Raw genomic sequence first — 17,552 nt, forward strand, 5'->3', positions numbered from 1 at the left:
TCCGGCGGCGCGGGCCGCCCGGCCGCCCGTCGCGCGGCGGTGGCGACGGTGCCTCAGGCGCTGAGCCGGAACTCCTCGGCCAACTCCTGGAAGATCCCCGCGTTCAGCGCGTACGCGCGCTTGCACTCCTCCACCACGCGCTGCTTCTCCAGATCGTCCACCGGCAGCGCGTCCAGCAGCGCGCGGTACTCCCGCTTGAAGGCGGCGGGGTTGCCGATCGACTCGAAGACGTAGAACCGCACCCCGTCGCCCTTGCGGTCGAAGCCCCAGGTCTTCTCCGCCGTGTCCCGGACGTACTGGCCGCCGGAGAGGTCGCCCATGTAGCGGGTGTAGTGGTGGGCGACATAGCCCGCCGGCCAGTCACGGGCGCACTCCGCCACCCGCGCCGCGTACGCCGTCGTGGCGGGCAGTGCGGTCAGACCGGCGCGCCAGTCCGGGCCGCCGAGATGGGCGAGATCGCGCTCCAGCTCGGCCATGCGGGCCAGCTCCGGCCGGAGGAACGGGCCCGCCACGGGGTCAGCCGCGAGTGCGTCGACAGGGGACTCCAGGGCGCGGTAGACGAACCACAGCTGTTCGGAGTAGCGGCGGTAGGCCGCCACCCCCAGGCGTCCGCCGAGCAGATCGGTCATGAACGACGAGCTCCCGACGTCCGTGTGCGCTTCCCGCGAGGCGGTGCGGATCAGGGCGGAGAACTCCACGGTGGACCTCCGGGGGCCGAGGTGTGTAGGTTAGGCTTACCTAAGTAGAGGCCGCCGCCTACGTCAATAGCCTTCCCGACAAGCTGTCGGTAAAACGGCCGCCGAAGAATCGGCCCCCAGCACAAGACATTGCGAACCGCTCCAGCCGCTACGGCAGGGTGAGGATCTCCGCCCCGGTCTCCGTCACCACCAGTGTGTGCTCGAACTGCGCCGTCCGCTTGCGGTCCTTGGTGACCACGGTCCAGCCGTCCTCCCACATGTCGTACTCATAGGTGCCGAGCGTCAGCATCGGCTCGATGGTGAAGGTCATCCCCGGCTTGATCTCGGTGGTGTGATGCGGGCTGTCGTAGTGCGGGACGATCAGGCCGGAGTGGAACGAGGAGTTGATCCCGTGGCCCGTGAAGTCGCGGACCACGCCGTAGCCGAAGCGCTTGGCGTACGACTCGATGACCCGGCCGATGATGTTGATCCGGCGGCCCGGCTTGACGGCCTTGATCGCGCGGTTGAGGGACTCCCGGGTGCGCTCCACGAGCAGCCGCGACTCCTCGTCCACCTCACCGCACAGATACGTGGCGTTGTTGTCCCCGTGCACCCCGCCGATGAAGGCGGTGACGTCGAGGTTCACGATGTCCCCGTCCTGGAGGACGGTGGTGTCCGGGATGCCGTGGCAGATGACCTCGTTGACCGAGCTGCACAGCGACTTGGGGAAACCGCGGTAGCCCAGCGTCGAGGGGTACGCCCCGTGGTCGCACATGTACTCATGGGCCACCCGGTCCAGCTCGTCCGTGGTGACCCCCGGCACGATCAGCTTGGCGGCCTCCTCCATCGCCCGTGCGGCGATACGCCCCGCGATCCGCATGCGCTCGATCGTTTCGGCGTCCTGGACCTCGGGCCCGTCATAGGGTGTCGGGCCCGCCTTGCCGACGTACTCCGGGCGCGGGATCGAGGCGGGGACGGGGCGGGTGGGGGAGAGCGTCCCCGGGACTAGAAGCGACTGGCCAGACATATCAGCGAGTGTATCGGCGGCGCATGGGGCAGCATGGCCGCAAGGGCCCTTCGGGCCACAGGGGAACGAGCGGAGGCCGGAGGCCGGGATGGCGCTGTTCAAGAGGGGAACCGCCGGCAAGCCCGGTGAGTGGTACTACTGCATCCGGCACCAGAAGGTCGAGGAGGGCCCGGAGTGCCGCGCCGCCGACCGCCTCGGACCTTACGCCTCGCGCGAGGAGGCCGCCCGCGCGATGGAGACCGCGCGCGAGCGCAATGAGGAGTGGCAGAACGATCCGCGCTGGCGGGACGACGAGCCCCCGGCGAGGAGCTGAGGACGACCGGGGGGTACCCGTCCACAGGTTGCGCGGTGGCCCCCTCCCGCACCTCCTGCGCTGTGATGAGGAACCCGACCGGCGTCGACGGGGGTGTCCTCACCAGTGCGTCGGCGGCGGCGCCGCCAAGTGTTCGGCCAGCCTGGCCAAGCGGTCCTGGAAGCGGTGGCGGCGGCCCGGGCGCGGCAGGCTGTTCTCCCCGGCGGCCGCGCTGACCAGGTGCTGGAGGGTGTCGAGGTCGAGCTCGCCGCCCTCGGGGGTGGAGAGCGCGTCATGGGCCAGGGCGTGCAGCTCGGCGTCGCCGCCGTCGAGGGCGAGCACGGTCGCCCCGCCCCGGCGGGCGTCGTTCACCCGCTCCAGCAGCCCGGCCCCGGGGTCGCCCGGCGCGACCACCAGCAGGGTCTCACCGCGGCCCGCCCCCTCCAGCCGCCCCAGCCCGACCGCCAGATGCGCGGGGACGGCGGTGCCCTCCGGCACCCGGTGGCGGACGAGGGTCGGGGACAGCTCGGGCAGTCCGGACCAGGCGGCCTCGTCGTCGAGATGCGCGGCCAGATGCCACGGTTCGTAAGCCTCGCTGCCGACGAGCAGCAGTCCGCCCTCGCGCGGTCCGACCGAGGCCCGTAGCGAGCCCGCGAAGCGGCGGGTGGCCTGGAGCCATTCCGTTCCGGCGAGGACTTCGCGCAGCAGTGCAACCCTTACGGCGTCCATGGCACCCGCATCCTGCCGCGGCCCGCGGCCCCGCGGGCGCGGTTCGGGCCCGGCTCACCCGTTCGGGGCATATGCGGTGGGCATGCCGTCGACCCGTGCCGCGCCCGGCGCCCACGCGCCCTCCGTTCGCGTCTCCAACTGTTCATGCGCCGTCTCTTGACGCTCTGTAAGGCAAACCCTAAGGTCGCCGCACACAAGGGACGTCCTACGTCCCATTTTTCTGACTCGGCACTCGATTGCGACGGGGCATCGGGAGGTCTGATGGCAGTCGGCACGGGGGCGGCACGCTCGTACGAGGTGTCCGTTCCGTTCCGGGCGGGGACCGAGGGGTATGCGAGCTACCGCATCCCGGCAGTGGTGCTGACCCATGCCGGTACGCTCCTCGCCTTCGCCGAGGGCCGGGTGGACTCCTCCGCCGACTACGGCCGCATCGACCTCGTGCTCAAGCGGTCGGCCGACGGCGGGCGGACCTGGGGCGCCTTACAGCTCGTCGCCCGCAACGGCGATGGCACGGCGGGCAATCCGGCCCCCGTCGTCCTCGACGGCGGCCCGCGCGACGGCCGCGTCCTGCTGGTGCACGTCCGCAGTGCCGCCTCCGCCACCGAGGACCGGATCCGGCGCGGCGAGGTGAGCGCGGCCGATGGGCGGCGGGTGTGGCTGACGTACAGCGATGACGACGGCGCGAGCTGGAGCGAGGCCCGCGAGATCACCGCGAGCACCAAGCGGCCCGAATGGCGGTGGTACGCCACCACCCCGGGCCACGCCCTCCGGCTGCGGTACGGCGCCCACGCGGGCCGGATCGTCGTCGCGGCCAACCACTCCCTGCCCCCGACCGTCCCCGGCGACGACGGCACCGAGGGGCGGTACAACGGCGGGCACGATCTGCTCAGCGACGACGACGGCGCCACCTGGCGGATCGGGTACGTGGACGACAACCCCGACGGCTACGTCAACGTCAACGAGACCACCGCCGCCCAACTCCCCGACGGCCGCGTCTACTTCAACACCCGCACCGACGCGACCGCGCCCGGCACCCGCGCCGACGCCCACTCCGGCGACGGCGGCGCCACCCTGGACCTCCCGTTCCGGCCGCAGGCCGGGCTGGTCGCCCCCGTGGTCGAGGGCAGTGTGCTGCACCTCGGCGAGCCGGACGCGCTGCTCTTCTCCGGCCCCGCCGACCCCGCGTACCGGGCGCTGATGACCGTCCGCACCAGCCATGACGGCGGTGTCACCTGGCGGCCCACGCACACCGTGAACGGCCTGCCCGCCGCCTACTCCGATCTGGTCCGACTCGACGACGCCACGGTCGGACTGCTCTACGAGACCGGCGACTTCAGCGCCTACTCGACCATCACATTCCGGCGCATTCCGATGGAGGAGCTGGTTTGACTTCCTCCCCCTCGTGAACGAGAGGGATTCCTACGGCTCGCGCCGTGGGGCTTCCTGTTTCATCACCGACTGCCCCGTCCGGGAGGACTCCCGTTGAGGTCTTACACCGGCTCCACAGGCCGACACCGCCAGTCCGGCGGCCAGAAGGTTCTTCGCCGCGTTCACGTCCCGGTCGTGGGTCGTGCCGCAGCCACACGTCCAGGTGCGGACGCTGAGCGGCATCTTCTCCCGCAGGGTGCCGCATACGGAGCACAGCTTGGAGGAGGGAAACCAGCGGTCGACCGCGATCACTTCGCGACCGTACCAGGCGGCCTTGTACTCCAGCATGCTCCGGAACTGCGACCATGCCGCGTCGGAGATCGCCCGGGACAGCTTGCCGTTGCTGAGCATGTTCCGGACGGTGAGGTCCTCGATCACGAGCGTTTGGTTTTCACGCACGAGTCGAGTGGTGAGCTTGTGCAGATGGTCACGGCGACGGTCGGCGATGCGGGCGTAGACCCTGGCGACCTTGCGGCGTGCCTTGGCCCGGTTGGCGCCGTCGCCCCTGGCCTTGCGGGCGAGGTTGCGCTGGGCGCGGGCGAGGCGGGCGCGGTCGCGCCGCTCGTGCCTGGGGTTGGTGATCTTCTCGCCCGTGGACAGGGTGAGCAGGTGGTCGAGCCCGGCGTCGATACCGACCGCCGAGCCGCCGGCGGGAAGCGGCTGGAGGGTGGGGTCCTCGACGAGGAGGGAGACGAACCAGCGCCCGGCCGCGTCCTGGGAGACGGTCACCGTGGAGGGGACCGCGCCTTCGGGCAGGGGACGCGACCAGACGATGTCCAGCGGCTGATCCATCTTCGCCAGCGTCAGCTTCCCCTCCCGGAACCGGAACGCGCTGGAGGTGTACTCGGCGGACTTGCCGGACTTCTTACGCGACTTGAACCGCGGGTACTTCGACCGCTTGGCGAAGAACGCGGTGAACGCCGCCTGGAGGTGCCGCAGGGCCTGCTGGAGCGGAACCGAGGACACATCGTTGAGGAAGGCCAGTTCCTCGGTCTTCTTCCACGCCGTCAACATGGCCGATGTCGCGTTGTAGTTGACCCGCTCCTGACGCAACGTCCACGCCTCAGTACGGGCCGCGAGCGCCATGTTGTAGACCTTCCGCACGCATCCGAACGTACGCGCCAGCTCCGCTGCCTGCGCATCGGTCGGATAGAAGCGGTACCGATACGCCCGCTTCACGTGATCGGCCATGGCTCACAAACTAGCACATCGACTAGTGATCTCCTGACGGGTTGTCAGTGGCGGACGCCGCATCGCCCCAGCGGCGATTCGGCTCCCTCTGCCCCGCTCCGCAGGAGCCCGATCCCTCCCCCGCCTGAAAGCGGGGGTTTCCTCGGAGGTTCCCGATGAACGACACCCCGACCGGTACGAGCGACACTCCGACACGACGGGACACGCGGATGGCCCGACGGAACACCTGGATGACCGGCACGCCGCGCCGCGCCGTCCTCGGCGGTGCGGCCGCCGCGGCGGCCGGGTTCGCCCTCGCGGGCTGCGGCTCGGACGACGACGGGGGCGGGGAACCCAAGGGCCGCAAGAAGGGCGAGAAGATCACCCTGACCTTCTGGTCCTGGGTGCCGGGCATCGACAAGCCCGTCGCCCTGTGGAACAGCAAGAACCCCGAGGTGCGGGTCAAGGTCGAGAAGGTCTCGGCCGTCGACGGCGCGCAGTACGCCAAGATGCACGCCGCCATCAAGGCGGGCAATCCGCCGGACCTCGGCCAGATCGAATACCCGGTCGTGCCCAGCTTCCTCGTCGACAACGGGCTGCTGGATCTGACCAAGTACGGCGTTGCCGAGCACAAGGACATGTTCATCGGCTGGCAGTGGCAGCAGTCCGTCTTCGGCAAGGCCGTCTACGCCGTACCGCAGGCGTCCGGTCCGATGGGCCTGTTCATCCGTCAGGACCTGTTCGACAAGTGGGGCATAGAACCGCCCACCACCTGGGACGAGTACGAGGCGGCGGCCACCGCGATCCGTAAGAAGGGTGCCTGGATCGAGACCTTCTCGGCCACCAACGGCAACCGCTTCGCGGGGCTGGCCTGGCAGGCCGGGGCGAGCTGGTTCGGCACCGAGGGCGACACCTGGACCGTCTCCATCGACGACGAGCCCACCCGTAAGGTCGCCGACTACTGGTACGACCTGGCCCGGCGGAAGCTCATCAAGACCATTCCGGACCGGCAGAACGCCTGGTACAAGGACGTCCAGACCGGCTCCATCGCCTCCTGGCTCGGCGCCAGCTGGGGCGACGCCCTGCTGGTCGGCAACGCGCCCAAGACCGCGGGCAAGTGGCGCGTGGTGCCCATGCCGCAGTGGAAGAAGGGCGACGCCTCCTACGCCAACTGGGGCGGCTCCACCACCGCGGTCTTCGCCAAGACCAAGTACCCCAAGGACGCGCTTGCCTTCGCGATCTGGCTCAACACCGACCCCGAGTCGATCAAGCTCCTGATCGAGAACGGCTATGGCACCCCGGGCGCCAAGCAGGGGTACACCACCTCCCAGCTCGATGTGCACAAGGACTTCTTCGGCGGCCAGGCGTACAGCAAGGTCTTCGACGAGGCGAGCAAGGGCGTGGACACCAGCTGGAAGTGGGGCCCCGCCACGGACACCCTCTACCAGCGGCTCGGCGACGCCTTCACCGCCGCCATCGGGGACGGGTCCGACTTCCGTTCCGTGCTGAAGAAGGTGCAGGGCGAGACGATCGCCGACCTCAAGGAAAAGGGCCTCAAGGTGAAGGCCGGGTGAGGCGGGTGAGCAAAGCCCCCCGCCGCCTCACCCGGACCGAGGCACGCAGCGCCAGGGCGGCGTCCGGGTTTCTGCTGCCCTTCCTCGCGCTCTTCCTGCTCTGCTTCATCGCCCCCATCGGCTACGCCCTCTACGAGAGCCTGCTGAAGGTCGAGCGCACCGGGCCGCTCGGCCTCGGCGGGGAGACCAAGCAGGTGTGGGCGGGCCTGTCCAACTACGCCCACGCCCTGGAGGACGACCGGTTCACCGCGGGCTTCGGCCGGGTGCTGCTCTTCGGCGCCGTCCAGATCCCGCTGATGATCGCCTTCGCCACCGCGCTGGCGCTGCTGCTGGACGCGGCGTCCGCCCGCTGGGTCGGCTTCTTCCGGACCGCCTTCTTCCTGCCGTACGGGGTGCCCGGGGTGATCGCGTCGATCCTGTGGGGCTTCCTCTACGTCCCCGGGATCAGCCCGCTGGTGGAGATGGCCGATTCGATGGGCTGGGACGTGGACTTCCTGGGCCGCGGGGCGGTCCTGTGGTCCATCGCCAACATCGTCACCTGGCAGTTCACCGGCTACAACATGCTGGTGCTGATCGCCCAGCTCAAGGCGGTACCCGGAGAGCTGTACGAGGCGGCGCGGATCGACGGGGCCAATGCCTGGCAGGTCGCCCGGCACATCAAACTCCCCCTCATCCGGCCCGCGCTCGTGCTCACCACCGTCTTCAGCCTCATCGGCACCCTGCAGCTCTTCGCCGAGCCCAAGGTGCTCAAACCGCTGAGCAATTCCATCGACTCCGGCTACACCCCCAACCTGGCCGCCTACAACGAGGCGTTCACCAGCAACAACCAGCACATCGCGGCGGCCGAGGCGGTGCTGCTCGCCCTCGTCGCCTGCGTGCTGTCCTTCGGATTCCTGAGACTCGTGGGCCAGCGGGGGAAGGACGGCGACAACGGATGAACGAGGCGAACGACCTGGCGGGCGCGGTCGCGAGCGAGCCCGCGGACGGGGCCGCATCCGGGCAGGTGCGGCCCGAGGCGGTCCCGCCCGATGACCGGCCCGGTGCGGGCCGCCGCGCGGCGAGGCGCCGGGAGGGGACGGAACCCCCCTTGCGGCACCGGATCATCACCGTCTCGCTGCTCACCGTCGCCGCCATCTACTTCCTGACCCCGGTCTACTGGCTCGTCGTCTCCTCCACCAAGTCCAGCAGCGATCTCTTCGGCACCTTCGGCTTCTGGTTCCACGACCCGCACCCGCTCGACTATCTGCACCGGGTGCTCACCTACGACGACGGCATCTACGTCCGGTGGTTCGCCAACAGCCTGATGTACGCGGGCGTCGGCGCGCTCGCCGCCACCCTGCTGTCGGCCGCCGCCGGCTACGCCCTGGCCAAGTTCCGCTTCCCCGGCCGGGAGGGCATCTTCAACGTCATCCTGGCCGGAGTGCTGATCCCGGGCACGGCGCTCGCCCTCCCGCTCTATCTCCTCTTCAGCGAGATCGGCCTGGCCAACACCTACTGGGCCGTGCTGATCCCCAGCATCGTCAGCCCCTTCGGGGTCTATCTGTGCCGGATCTACGCGGCCGCCGCCGTCCCGGACTCCCTTCTGGAGGCGGCGCGGATCGACGGCGCGGGGGAGGCCCGGATCTTCTCCACGCTGGGGCTGCGGCTGATGACCCCGGCGCTGGTCACCGTCTTCCTGTTCCAGTTCGTGCACATCTGGAACAACTTCTTTCTGCCGCTGGTCATGCTCTCCGACTCCGATCTCTACCCGATCCAGCTCGGTCTGACGTCCTGGCAGGGGTACGCGGACCGGCAGCCGGAGCTGTACCAGTACACGGTCGGCGGGGCGTTCCTGTCCGTCCTGCCGCTGATGGTGCTGATGGGCGTACTCCAGCGGTACTGGCGCACAGGGCTGACGGAGGGGAGTGTCAAAGCGTAAGAGACGTCACCATGAAGGTGGCCGCGGTGCGTGACAGGATCACTGTCATGACTACTCCTGATGCCCCGAACTCCGCGTCCGACGCCCCCGCGAAGAAGGCCCCCGCCAAGGACCCCTGGGACCTCCCCGATGTGTCCGGCCTGACCGTCGGCGTCCTGGGCGGCACCGGCGACCAGGGCCGCGGCCTCGCCTACCGGCTGGCCCGGGCCGGCCAGAAGGTCATCATCGGCTCGCGTGCCGCCGAGCGCGCGCAGACCGCGGCGCGGGAGCTGGGTGGCGCGGAGCTCGGCATCGAGGGCGCGGACAACGCCGAGTGCTCGCGCCGCAGCGACATCGTCATCGTCGCGGTCCCGTGGGACGGCCATGCCAAGACGCTGGAGTCGCTGCGCGAGGAGCTCAGCGGCAAGCTGGTCATCGACTGCGTCAACCCGCTGGGCTTCGACAAGAAGGGCGCGTACGCCCTGACGCCGGAGGAGGGCAGCGCGGCCGAGCAGGCCGCCGCCCTGCTGCCGGACTCCCGGGTCACCGCCGCCTTCCACCACCTGTCGGCCGTGCTGCTGCAGGACCCCGAGGTCGAGCAGATCGACACCGATGTGATGGTGCTGGGCGAGTCGCGCGCCGACACCGACCTGGTCCAGGCGCTCGCGGCCCGCATCCCCGGCATGCGCGGCGTCTTCGCGGGCCGGCTGCGCAACGCCCACCAGGTGGAGTCCCTGGTGGCCAATCTGATCTCGGTCAACCGCCGCTACAAGGCCCATGCGGGCCTGCGCGTCACCGACGTCTGAGGGCGCCGCCGCCCGACCGGCACATCCGGGGCGCCCCGCCCCCGCGGCGGTGCATGGGGGACAATGTCGGGGAGTGCCACATCCGCCGACAGGAGCCGACCCCATGCCCCGCCTCGCCCTTAGCACCCTGGCCGTCTGCGTCCTCGCGATCGCCGCGGCCGTCGTGTCCTTCGCGCGGGGGAGCTGGCTCGGGATCATCTGGATCCTGATCGCCGGTATCTCGTCCAACATGGCCTGGTACTACATCCGCAAGGCCCGGGCCGACCGCGCGGCCGACCGGGAGAGCACGGGCGCCACGAGCTGAGGCCACGGCCGCGGGCCGAGGCCGCGGGGGCGGGTAGGGGAAAGCCCGTCCAAGTACCCCTAGGGGCGGAATCCGGCGATATCGGGTTCACCTTGCCAGAAGCGGAAGAACTCCTGGCCCCAGTAGGTGTCCCATTCCGATACGCCCAGGGCCCGCATCACCGCGTCGATGGCGCCGAAGAACGCCTCGTTGACCTCGGGTATCCACAGGATCCCGAAGACCCCGAGCAGCCCGAACGGGGCGTACGGCTCGACCTGGCGCCGGACGCGGTGCGACAGCCAGGGCTCGATCACCCCGTACCCGTCCAGCCCCGGCACCGGCAGGAAGTTCAAGATCGCCGCAGTGACCTGCAGCAACGCCAGGAAGGCGAGGGCGAAGCGGAAGAGCTCCGGCACCCGGTCCGTGGCGTCGAGCCAGAACGGGGCGGTCAGCGCGGCCGCGAACAGCACGTTCGTCAGCGGGCCCGCGGCCGAGATCAGGCTGTGCTTCCAGCGGCCCTGGATCCGGTGCCGCTCGATGAACACCGCCCCGCCCGGCAGCCCGATCCCGCCCATGATCACGAAGACCACGGGCAGCACGATGCTCAGCGCCACATGCGTGTACTTCAGCGGGTTGAGGGTCAGATAGCCCTTCGCGCCGATCGACAGATCCCCGCCGTGCAGCGCGGTGCGCGCATGGGCGTACTCATGCAGGCACAGGGAGACGACCCAGCCGGAGACGACGAACAGGAAGACGGCGAAGCCGGGGCTCGCCGAGTACTCCGTCCACACGGCCCACGCGGATACGACCATGATCGCGAACAGTCCGAGGAAGACGGGGCTGATGCGCCGCTCGCGGCGGGTGATGGCGGTGGTCATCGAGTGGGGTCTCCATACGGGCTGGTGAGCGCTGACGGGGAAACGTCGAACAGGGGGCGCGGAGTTCCGGGCCAGGGTAAACGGGCGGACGGCCGGGCCGGCGGAAACGGGGGAGCGGCCGGGGCCGCGGGGAACGGGAGGATGGCCGGGCCGGGGTCAGCGGGAGAACGGCCGGGGCGGGCGCGGTCGGCCGGGAGACGGGCATCCATCAGAATGGGGCGGTGCGCTACGGCATCCTCGGCACCACCCAGGCCCGCCACGACGACGGCACCCCCGTGGACGTCGGCGGGGCGCGGCTGCGTGCGCTGCTGGCGGCGCTCGCGCTGGCGCCCGGGCAGGCGCGGACCACCGGGGCGCTGATCGGGGAGATCTGGGTCACCGATCCGCCCGCCGACGGGCACGGCGCGCTGCAGGCGCTGGTCGGGCGGCTGCGGCGGGCGCTCGGCAAGGACGCCGTGGAGTCCGTCCCGGGCGGGTACCGGCTGAGCGCCGACCCCGACGACGTCGATCTGCACCGCTTCGAACGGCTCGCGGAGGAGGGCGCCCACGCCCTCGCCGACGGCGATCCGGCCAAGGCGGTCGATCTGCTCGACGCCGCCCTCGCGCTGTGGCGCGGGCCGGTGCTCAGCGATCTGCCCGACGCCACCGCGCCCGCCGCCCGCGCCGAGGCGCGACGGCTGGACGCGCGGCGCGCCCGGCTCGCCGCCGACCTCGCCCTCGGCCGCCCCGCCCAGGCCCTCCCCGCGCTCACCGGGCTCTGCGAGGGCCACCCGCTGGACGAGCCGCTGCACGTGCTGCGCATCCGGGCGCTGCGGGACGTGGGCCGGGTGGCGGAGGCGCTGGCCGCGTACGAGGTGATCCGTACGGAGATCGCCGAGCGGCTGGGCGCGGATCCGGGGCCGGAGCTGCGGGGGCTGTTCGCCGAGCTGCTGGCGGCGGCCGATGAGGGCTCCCCCGTACCGCCCCGCCCGGCCCCCGCCCCCGCCCCCGCCCCCGTCCGCGGCGGCGGTGGCAATCTGCGGGCCCGGCTGACCAGCTTCGTCGGCCGCGAGGCCGATCTGGCGACCCTGCGCGGCGATCTGTCCGGCCACCGGCTGATCACCCTCCTCGGGCCCGGCGGCGCCGGGAAGACGCGGCTGTCGCAGGAGGCCGCCGAATCGTTCGCGCCCGACTGGCCGGACGGGGTGTGGCTGGCCGAGCTGGCGCCCGTCGACGACCCCGAGACCGTTCCGGAGACGGTGCTCAGCGCGGTCGGGGGGCGCGAGACGGTCCTCCTCGGCCCTTCGCCCGAGGGGCTGCGCGCCGCGACCGACCCGGCCGTGCGCGATCCGCGCGCCCGGCTCATCGAGCACTGCGCCCCGCGCCGGATGCTGATCGTGCTCGACAACTGCGAACACCTCGTCGCGGCCGCGGCCCACCTCGCCGAGACCCTGCTCGCCCAGTGCCCCGGGGTCACCATCCTGGCCACCAGCCGCGAACCCCTCGCCGTCCCGGGCGAGTTGGTGCGTCCCGTGGAGCCGCTGCCCGACCCCGTCGCGCTGCGGCTGCTCCAGGACCGGGGCGCGGCGGCCCGGCCCGGTTTCCGCACCGAGGACGATCCGGCCGCGTGCGCCGAGATCTGCCGGCGGCTCGACGGACTGCCCCTGGCGATCGAACTGGCCGCGGCGCGGCTGCGGCTGCTCACCCCACGGCAGCTCGCCGACCGCCTCGACGACCGCTTCCGCCTCCTGACCAGCGGCAGCCGTACGGCGCTGCCCCGGCAGCAGACCCTGCGAGCCGTCGTCGACTGGTCCTGGGACCTGCTCGACGCCCCCGAACGCACCGTGCTCGCCCGGCTGTCCGTCTTCGCCGGCGGCTGCGGTCTGACCGAGGCGGAGGCGGTGTGCGCGGACGCGGCCGGGGCGGTGCGCGGATATCCCGAAGCGGACGCGGAGCACGCGGAGACCGCGGAACACGAACGGCGCGCCGGGCGTGACGGGGCCGTGGAGCCCCGGGACGTGGCCGCGCTGCTCGGCTCCCTTGTCGATAAATCGCTGGTCGTCACCGCGCCCGGAGCGGGGCCCGGGGCGGACGGGGAGATGCGGTACCGGCTGCTGGAGACCGTCGCCGAGTACGCGGCCGAGCGGCTGGACGAGTCCGGCGAGCGGGCCGCGGTCGAACAGCGCCATCTGGTCGCCTACCGGGAGGTGGCCCGTACCGCCGATCCGCTGCTGCGCGGCCCCGCGCAGCGCCACTGGCTGGTCCGGCTGGAGACCGAGCACGAGAATCTGCGCACCGCGCTGCGCCGGGCCGTGGCCGCCCGCGACGAGCAGGAGGCGCTGTGCCTGGTGCTCTCGCTCGGCTGGTTCTGGCATCTGCGCGGCCACCGCGGCGAGGCGCGCCACTGGGCGACCGCCGCGGCCGACCTCGGGCCGAGCCCCTTCGCGCCGCCCGTGGCCCCCGCGCCGCCGCTGTACGTCAGCTGCACGGCCGCCCCGCCGCCGATGGAGCCCGAACTGCTGACGGAGGCGCGGCGGGGCGTGCGGCTGTACGCGCTGGCCAACATCGACGGCGACCTCCAGGCCATGGTGGGCGACGACACCCAGCGCGAGTTGGAGGGCATCGTCTCCGCCTACCGGCCGGGGCTGCCCCAGACCTGCCGTCTCCCGGGCATCCTGTGGTTCTTCGCGGTGATCCTCAAGGGGGACTTCGTCCTGCTGCGGGAGATGGCCGACGAGGCGGTGCGCACCTGCCGGGAGCTGGACTACGCCTGGGAGCTGGCGTTCACCCTCCAGCTGCGGGCCAAGTTCTACCGGGAGCGGAGCGGCGAGCACCAGGACGCGACCACCCGCGACGCCGACGAAAGCCTGGCGATCTTCCGCAGGCTCGGTGACGTATGGGGCGAGGCGGAGGCGCTGGCCGGCCGCGGCGAGACCTGGGAGAAGCGCGGCGAGGGCGCGGCCGCGGCCGCGGACTACCGCGCGGCGATCCGCTGCGCCCAGGAGCTCGGGGCCCATGACCAGGTGACGTTCCTGCGGTCCCGGCTGGCCGGGCTGTTCGTGGAGTTCGGCGACGAGGAGAAGGCCGCCGAGGGCGAGCGGATGCTGCGCGAGGTGGTCGAGCAGGGGCAGCACGCGGGCGCCGAGGCGCTGTCGTACGCCCGGATCCATCTGGCGCAGCGCTACGGCACCACGGGCCGCCTCGCGGAGGCGCGGACCCTTCTGTCCACCCTGCACGGGGAGTTCGAGCACCGGGCGCTGCGGATGTTCGAGGGCATGGTGGAGGGGATGCTGGCCTGGCTGGAGCTGCTGGAGGGACGGCCGGGCGACGCCCTGACGACCGTGCGCGGTGCGCTGGCCAAGACCACCGGCCGGATGACGGAGATGGTCGCGCCGTTCATCCCGGTGACCCATCTGCTGACCGCCGCCGAGGCGCTGAGCGGCCTCGGCGGGGTGGAGCGGGCTCGGGCGGCGCGGCTGCTGGGGGCGTACGACGCGCTGCGCAAGCCCCGGCAGTACCGGGTCTCCGCCAGTGAGCGGGCGCGCCGGGAGCGGACCGAGGCCGTGGTGCGGGCCGAGCTCGGGGACGCCGCGTACGGGCGGGCCCATGCCGAGGGCGGCGGCCTCACCCTGGACGAGGCCATCGCGCTGGTCTGATCCGGCCGGTGAGCGGGTCCGGGAAGCACGGGGAGCGAGGACACGACGACCGGCCGGGCGCCCCCCCGTAGGGCGCGCCCGGCCGGTGGCTCGAGACCGTGGACCGTCAGGTGGTCTTGTTGCGGAACTTGCGCACCGCGAGCGGCGCCACGAGCACCGTGATGGCCACCGTCCAGCTCAGGGTCACCGTCACCGGTTCGGCTATCGCGCCATGGCCGCTGGTCAGCGCCCGTGCGGCGTCCGCGAGGCGGGACAGCGGGTTGTAATCGGTGAAGGACCGCAGCCAGTCCGGCATGGTGGCGGTCGGGGCGAAGATGGACGAGCCGAACTGCAGGGGCATGATCACCAGGAAGCCCATGCCGCTGACCGCCTGCGGGGTGGGCAGCGACATGCCCAGCAGCATGAAGATCCAGGTGAGCGAGGATCCGAAGAGCACGGCCAGCGCCACCGCGGCCAACAGCTCCAGCGGCCCGGTCTTGAGCTCGAAGCCCATGATGAAGCCCATGATCAGCAGGATGATGGTGGACACCAGCATCCGGCCGCACTCCACGACCAGCTTGGCGATCAGCACCGAGGAGCGGGCGATCGGCAGCGTGCGGAAGCGATCCATGACGCCCTTGTTGAAGTCGTCATTCACACCGCTGCCGATCGACATCGCGATGTTGAGTCCGCCCATCGCCATCAGGCCGGGGATGAAGTAGTTGACGTACTCGGAGCGGTTGCCGCCCGTCATCGCGCCGCCGAAGACATAGGTGAACAGCAGCGCGAAGACGATCGGCATCAGCAGGGCGTCGAACATCGCGAACGGTTCGTACCTGATCTGCAGGGTGTTGCGCCGCACCAGCGCGCCGATGTGGCGCAGATTGGCGCGGAGGCCGATCCGGCCGTCGCTCTTTCCCCGTACGGGCGCGGTCATCGTGGCCGTACTCACGCGGCGACCTCTTCCAGCGTCTTGTCGTCCTGCGGTGCGGACGCCTTCCGGCCGGTGATGGCCAGGAAGACCTCGTCCAGGCTGGGCATATGGGTGTCGATCCCGGCGATCGCGAAACCGCGCTCACCGAGCAGACCGATCAGGGCGGTCAGCTGCTCGTCGCTGACGATGGGCACACTGACCTGGCCCTCCTCCACATCGGCGGTCGCGTTGCCGATGCCGTCGAGACCCGCCTGGGTGATGGCACCGACCATGCGGTGCACCTCGCCGGGGTCGGACGGGCGGATCTGCAGCGTGCGGCCGCCGACCTTGGCCTTGAGCTCGTGCACCCGGCCTTCGGCGATGACCCTGCCCCGGTCGACCACCGTCAGGTTGTCGGCGAGCTGCTCGGCCTCCTCCATGTACTGCGTGGTCAGCAGCACGGTGGCCCCGTCGGAGACCATCCGCCGGACCTCGTCCCACACCTCGTTGCGCGAGTGCGGGTCCAGACCGGTCGTCGGCTCGTCCAGATAGAGCACCGAGGGCCGGCCGATCATGGACGCGGCCAGGTCGAGCCGACGGCGCATACCGCCGGAGTAGGTGCGCACGCGCCGCTTGCCGGCCTCGGTGAGCGAGAACCGCTCGAGCAGGGCGTCCGCCCGCGCCCGGGCCTCCTTGCGGGAGAGATCGAGCAGCCGCCCGATCATGTAGAGGTTCTCCCAGCCGGGGAGCTTCTCGTCGACCGAGGCGTACTGCCCGGTCAGCCCGATGGTGCGGCGCAGCTGCCGGGGCTGGCGCACCACGTCGTACCCGGCCACCACCGCGGTGCCGGCGTCCGGCACCAGCAGGGTGGACAGACAGCGGACAAGCGTCGTCTTACCAGCGCCATTGGGGCCCAGCACACCGAGGACGGTGCCCTCCGGCACGTCCAGATCCACTCCGTCGACGGCCTTGGTGTCACCGAAGTGCTTGACCAGCCCCCGTACTTCGACGGCGTTGCCGTCCCTGATCCTCTGTTCCCGCGTCATGCGCCCAGGATGACAGCCGCCACCGACAGACCGCCGACAAGCGGCAGACAGCCCGCCGACGGGGGAAGATCGGCGGGCTGTCGTTGTACCGCAGTGGCTCGTGGTGGCCGGTGGTCGCTGGTGCCTGGTGCCTGGTGGCCGTGGTGCCTAGTGGAAGGAGTGCTCCTCGGCCGGGTAGGCCCCGCCGACGACGTCCTCCGCGAAGGCCCGTGCCGCGTCGCCCAGGCCCTGGCGCAGCTGTGCGTACTGCTTGACGAAGCGCGGCACCCGGCCGTCGGTCATGCCCGCCATGTCCGTCCACACCAGGACCTGGGCGTCGCATTCGGACCCGGCGCCGATGCCGATGGTGGGGATGTGCAGCGAGCGGGTCACCTCGGCGGCCAGCTCGGCCGGGACCAGCTCCAGGACGACCGCGAAGGCGCCCGCGTCCTGGACCGCCTTGGCGTCCCGCAGCAGCTGCTGGGCCGCCTCCTCGCCGCGCCCCTGGACCGGATAGCCGCCGTAGGCGTTGACGGACTGCGGGGTCAGGCCCACATGCGCCATGACCGGGATGCCGGACTGGACCAGCAGCTCGATCTGCTGGGCCGAGCGCTCCCCGCCCTCCAGCTTCACCGCGCCCACGCCCGCCTCCTTGACCAGGCGGGTGGCGTTGCGCAGCGCCTGCACCGGGCCCTCCTGGTACGAGCCGAAGGGCAGATCGCCGACGACCAGGGCGCGCCGGGTGCCGCGCACCACGGCGGCGGAGAGCAGCGCGATCTCGTCCATGGTGACGGGGACGGTGGACTCATAGCCCAGGTGGCAGTTGCCCATCGAGTCGCCGACCAGCAGCACCGGGATGCCCGCCTGGTCGAAGACGGACGCGGTCATCGCGTCGTAGGCGGTGAGCATCGGCCACTTCTCGGCGCGCTCCTTGGCGGCCGCGATGTCACGGACGGTGATGCGGCGGGAGCTCGTGCCCCCGTAGAGGGCCTTCTCGGACTGCTTCTGCGCAGGACTGACGTGCGTCATCGCTACGGCTCCTGTTCATCATCTCGAGGCGCCCTGACGGCGTCCCCGGACCAACCCCATGCTGGCACGGCTCCTGCCGGGGCGAAAGTGGGCCCGGATCCCCCGGGCGGTGGCCTTGACCACCTTTTCGCGGGCCCCCTCTCCGGGCCCCCTCCCCGGGCCCCTTCTCCGGCCGTCGGCCAAAAGCCTCGCAAAGATCTTCCAATACGA

16 protein-coding genes are annotated in these 17,552 nt (G+C 71.4%); 8 read left to right on the forward strand and 8 right to left on the reverse strand.

Annotated features, from left to right (window positions below):
* Nucleotides 1-53 precede the first annotated feature (53 nt).
* On the reverse strand, nt 54-698 hold the full coding sequence (locus J8403_RS30600; RefSeq protein WP_211125988.1) for a biliverdin-producing heme oxygenase: 645 nt from the start codon (nt 696-698) through the stop codon (nt 54-56).
* A 148-nt stretch (nt 699-846) separates the two neighbouring features.
* Nucleotides 847-1,704 carry a type I methionyl aminopeptidase gene (gene map / locus J8403_RS30605; RefSeq protein WP_211125989.1) on the reverse strand — a complete coding sequence of 286 codons (858 nt, stop codon included), beginning with the start codon at nt 1,702-1,704 and terminating at the stop codon, nt 847-849.
* Between the two features lie 88 nt (nt 1,705-1,792).
* On the opposite strand from map, the gene J8403_RS30610 reads away from it, so the two are divergent.
* Nucleotides 1,793-2,017: a hypothetical protein gene (locus J8403_RS30610; RefSeq protein WP_211125990.1), complete on the forward strand. Its 225-nt coding sequence runs from the start codon at nt 1,793-1,795 to the stop codon at nt 2,015-2,017.
* Between the two features lie 99 nt (nt 2,018-2,116).
* Here the strand turns inward: J8403_RS30610 and J8403_RS30615 are convergent, their stop codons facing one another.
* Nucleotides 2,117-2,725, reverse strand: a complete 609-nt coding sequence (locus J8403_RS30615) for a hypothetical protein (RefSeq protein WP_211125991.1) — start codon at nt 2,723-2,725, stop codon at nt 2,117-2,119.
* Between the two features lie 261 nt (nt 2,726-2,986).
* Between J8403_RS30615 and J8403_RS30620 the strand changes: the two genes are divergently transcribed.
* Nucleotides 2,987-4,114 carry a sialidase family protein gene (locus J8403_RS30620; protein ID WP_211125992.1) on the forward strand — a complete coding sequence of 376 codons (1,128 nt, stop codon included), beginning with the start codon at nt 2,987-2,989 and terminating at the stop codon, nt 4,112-4,114.
* Between the two features lie 30 nt (nt 4,115-4,144).
* Here the strand turns inward: J8403_RS30620 and J8403_RS30625 are convergent, their stop codons facing one another.
* A complete protein-coding gene (locus tag J8403_RS30625) occupies nt 4,145-5,344 on the reverse strand; it encodes an RNA-guided endonuclease InsQ/TnpB family protein (protein WP_211125993.1) in 1,200 nt (399 codons plus the stop codon).
* 230 nt (nt 5,345-5,574) lie between these two features.
* Here J8403_RS30625 and J8403_RS30630 point away from each other — a divergent pair, with 230 nt between their 5' ends.
* The 5 genes from J8403_RS30630 (at nt 5,575) to J8403_RS30650 (ending at nt 9,904) form a co-directional block, all read left to right on the forward strand.
* Nucleotides 5,575-6,897 (forward strand): ABC transporter substrate-binding protein, encoded by a 1,323-nt coding sequence (locus tag J8403_RS30630; protein ID WP_246586070.1) that lies wholly within the window; start codon nt 5,575-5,577, stop codon nt 6,895-6,897.
* Entirely contained in the window at nt 6,894-7,835 is a 942-nt protein-coding gene (locus tag J8403_RS30635; protein ID WP_211125994.1) for a carbohydrate ABC transporter permease, read from the forward strand. Before J8403_RS30630 ends, J8403_RS30635 begins: the two co-directional genes overlap by 4 nt.
* Complete coding sequence (locus J8403_RS30640) at nt 7,832-8,815, forward strand: carbohydrate ABC transporter permease (protein ID WP_246586071.1); 984 nt, start codon at nt 7,832-7,834, stop codon at nt 8,813-8,815. Before J8403_RS30635 ends, J8403_RS30640 begins: the two co-directional genes overlap by 4 nt.
* Before the next feature lie 47 nt (nt 8,816-8,862).
* Nucleotides 8,863-9,600 carry an NADPH-dependent F420 reductase gene (npdG, locus tag J8403_RS30645; RefSeq protein WP_211125995.1) on the forward strand — a complete coding sequence of 246 codons (738 nt, stop codon included), beginning with the start codon at nt 8,863-8,865 and terminating at the stop codon, nt 9,598-9,600.
* Between the two features lie 103 nt (nt 9,601-9,703).
* Nucleotides 9,704-9,904: a hypothetical protein gene (locus J8403_RS30650; protein ID WP_211125996.1), complete on the forward strand. Its 201-nt coding sequence runs from the start codon at nt 9,704-9,706 to the stop codon at nt 9,902-9,904.
* A 59-nt stretch (nt 9,905-9,963) separates the two neighbouring features.
* Here J8403_RS30650 and J8403_RS30655 read toward each other — a convergent pair whose 3' ends face one another.
* Complete coding sequence (locus tag J8403_RS30655; RefSeq protein WP_211125997.1) at nt 9,964-10,761, reverse strand: site-2 protease family protein; 798 nt, start codon at nt 10,759-10,761, stop codon at nt 9,964-9,966.
* Nucleotides 10,762-10,982: 221 nt separating this feature from the next.
* Between J8403_RS30655 and J8403_RS30660 the strand changes: the two genes are divergently transcribed.
* Nucleotides 10,983-14,396 (forward strand): ATP-binding protein, encoded by a 3,414-nt coding sequence (locus tag J8403_RS30660; RefSeq protein WP_211125998.1) that lies wholly within the window; start codon nt 10,983-10,985, stop codon nt 14,394-14,396.
* A 106-nt stretch (nt 14,397-14,502) separates the two neighbouring features.
* Here the strand turns inward: J8403_RS30660 and J8403_RS30665 are convergent, their stop codons facing one another.
* From J8403_RS30665 to panB, 3 genes are all read right to left on the reverse strand, one after another.
* Nucleotides 14,503-15,327 (reverse strand): ABC transporter permease, encoded by an 825-nt coding sequence (locus J8403_RS30665; RefSeq protein ID WP_425519841.1) that lies wholly within the window; start codon nt 15,325-15,327, stop codon nt 14,503-14,505.
* Nucleotides 15,324-16,334 (reverse strand): ATP-binding cassette domain-containing protein, encoded by a 1,011-nt coding sequence (locus J8403_RS30670; protein ID WP_211125999.1) that lies wholly within the window; start codon nt 16,332-16,334, stop codon nt 15,324-15,326. The genes J8403_RS30665 and J8403_RS30670 overlap by 4 nt, the downstream gene beginning before the upstream one ends.
* A 147-nt stretch (nt 16,335-16,481) precedes the next feature.
* Nucleotides 16,482-17,342: a 3-methyl-2-oxobutanoate hydroxymethyltransferase gene (panB, locus tag J8403_RS30675; RefSeq protein WP_014060167.1), complete on the reverse strand. Its 861-nt coding sequence runs from the start codon at nt 17,340-17,342 to the stop codon at nt 16,482-16,484.
* Nucleotides 17,343-17,552: the final 210 nt, after the last annotated feature.

This window comes from Streptomyces yatensis, from assembly GCF_018069625.1.
Classification (GTDB): domain Bacteria; phylum Actinomycetota; class Actinomycetes; order Streptomycetales; family Streptomycetaceae; genus Streptomyces; species Streptomyces yatensis.

What these genes read in the sequence shown, in the direction of transcription:
- map (WP_211125989.1), bottom strand. Translation starts at nt 1,704, where the DNA reads ATGTCTGGCCAGTCGCTTCTAGTCCCGGGGACGCTCTCCCCCACCCGC.
- J8403_RS30640 (WP_246586071.1), top strand. Translation starts at nt 7,832, where the DNA reads ATGAACGAGGCGAACGACCTGGCGGGCGCGGTCGCGAGCGAGCCCGCG.
- J8403_RS30620 (WP_211125992.1), top strand. Translation starts at nt 2,987, where the DNA reads ATGGCAGTCGGCACGGGGGCGGCACGCTCGTACGAGGTGTCCGTTCCG.
- J8403_RS30615 (WP_211125991.1), bottom strand. Translation starts at nt 2,725, where the DNA reads ATGGACGCCGTAAGGGTTGCACTGCTGCGCGAAGTCCTCGCCGGAACG.
- J8403_RS30625 (WP_211125993.1), bottom strand. Translation starts at nt 5,344, where the DNA reads ATGGCCGATCACGTGAAGCGGGCGTATCGGTACCGCTTCTATCCGACC.
- J8403_RS30650 (WP_211125996.1), top strand. Translation starts at nt 9,704, where the DNA reads ATGCCCCGCCTCGCCCTTAGCACCCTGGCCGTCTGCGTCCTCGCGATC.
- J8403_RS30655 (WP_211125997.1), bottom strand. Translation starts at nt 10,761, where the DNA reads ATGACCACCGCCATCACCCGCCGCGAGCGGCGCATCAGCCCCGTCTTC.
- panB (WP_014060167.1), bottom strand. Translation starts at nt 17,342, where the DNA reads ATGACGCACGTCAGTCCTGCGCAGAAGCAGTCCGAGAAGGCCCTCTAC.
- J8403_RS30630 (WP_246586070.1), top strand. Translation starts at nt 5,575, where the DNA reads ATGACCGGCACGCCGCGCCGCGCCGTCCTCGGCGGTGCGGCCGCCGCG.
- J8403_RS30610 (WP_211125990.1), top strand. Translation starts at nt 1,793, where the DNA reads ATGGCGCTGTTCAAGAGGGGAACCGCCGGCAAGCCCGGTGAGTGGTAC.
- npdG (WP_211125995.1), top strand. Translation starts at nt 8,863, where the DNA reads ATGACTACTCCTGATGCCCCGAACTCCGCGTCCGACGCCCCCGCGAAG.
- J8403_RS30670 (WP_211125999.1), bottom strand. Translation starts at nt 16,334, where the DNA reads ATGACGCGGGAACAGAGGATCAGGGACGGCAACGCCGTCGAAGTACGG.